Below are 1,205 nucleotides of genomic sequence, written 5' to 3'. Positions count from 1 at the left end.
ATTTTGGGCAAGTTGGGGTGGCCCCGCGAGCAATTGATCGATGGGGCGGCGATGCATGAGGTTGGTGCGGACCAATCTGGCAAAGACCAATGGACTTTGGATTACCTTCTGAAGGTCTTGCGCGAGGCGAAGCAAGAGGAAGGCGATCAGGGCAACGGCGATCTGGATGCGAACGGCGTTCTCAGAGGTCCCGAGGAATCTGGTGATCTTGAGGGTCTGCTTGACCCAACGAAAGAACAACTCGATGGCCCAGCGGCGACGATAGAGGTCGGCGATCTCTTGAGCGCTGGCATCGAGATCGTTCGACAGGATGCGCAGGATCTTTCCCGTTTCCAAGGTGACGCGCACTTCGCGCACCGCAGTGTGCATGGGATTGCGGCGGCTGTAGGCTTGGCGTTGTGGAAGGAAACCGATGCGGTCGGAGAGGATGTTGCCACCCGCGATGACCGGCAACTCCTCCACGACCCGCAGCGGCGTATTGGATTTGAACCGGGTCACGATCCGACAACCGGCGGCGTCCAGTTGAGCCCACCAAGCATATTCATAATAGCCGAGATCGAACACATAGGTTGCTCCAGGCTCGATCGGCATCTGATGCGCGGCGGTAATGTCGTTGACGTTGGCCCCGCTGACTGCCGCATAAATCGGCCGGTCGGCGTCGGCATCATAGATCACATGCACCTTGGCGCCGCAGACACCGGCAGAGAACCGTGCCCAGCCAGCGCTGGCTTCTGTCAGCCGTATGCTGGTCGAATCAATCAAATATGTCGTCTCGGCAAGCTTGCGGCGCAATCGGCGATGGGCCTGCTTCATCATGATGGCGAACAAGGCGGCAAACGTCTCCGCAGGCCGATTCATGTTGGCATCTGCGAAAGTCGAGCGACGAACGGGGCCCGCACCCAGGTGATAGAGCCGCGCGGCGTGGCTCGACAGCCCGGTGACAATCTCCCGCAGACTGGAAGCCCCCGAAAGCTGACCGTACAGCAGCGCCACAAATTGGTCTTTGGTGGAAAGCCGTCGAATCCGCGCGTCCGCACCATGCTCGTCCACAAGCGCCTCGAAGCGATGCCAAGGGACCAACTTCAGAATGTCTCGGAATACTGTATTCTGATGCGGCATGGCGGGACTCTCCTGGTGTGTCTCGAACATTTGGCGATGCTCAAGACCTCAGAAGAATCCACGCCATGCGCCATGTCCAGCCTGCC

Annotated in this window: 1 protein-coding gene; it reads right to left on the bottom strand. The window is 59.3% G+C overall.

Annotated features, from left to right (window positions below):
• A partial coding sequence (locus tag BRAS3809_RS29370; RefSeq protein WP_035659321.1) for an IS4 family transposase occupies positions 1-1,119 on the bottom strand: 1,119 nt, incomplete at its 3' end.
• Between the last annotated feature and the right edge of the window lie 86 nt (positions 1,120-1,205).

It is taken from the genome of Bradyrhizobium sp. STM 3809 (genome assembly GCF_000239795.1).
In the GTDB taxonomy this organism is placed as follows: domain Bacteria; phylum Pseudomonadota; class Alphaproteobacteria; order Rhizobiales; family Xanthobacteraceae; genus Bradyrhizobium.
Note: the sequence above shows the minus strand (reverse complement) of the source record. Positions and strands in the feature narration are given on the sequence as shown.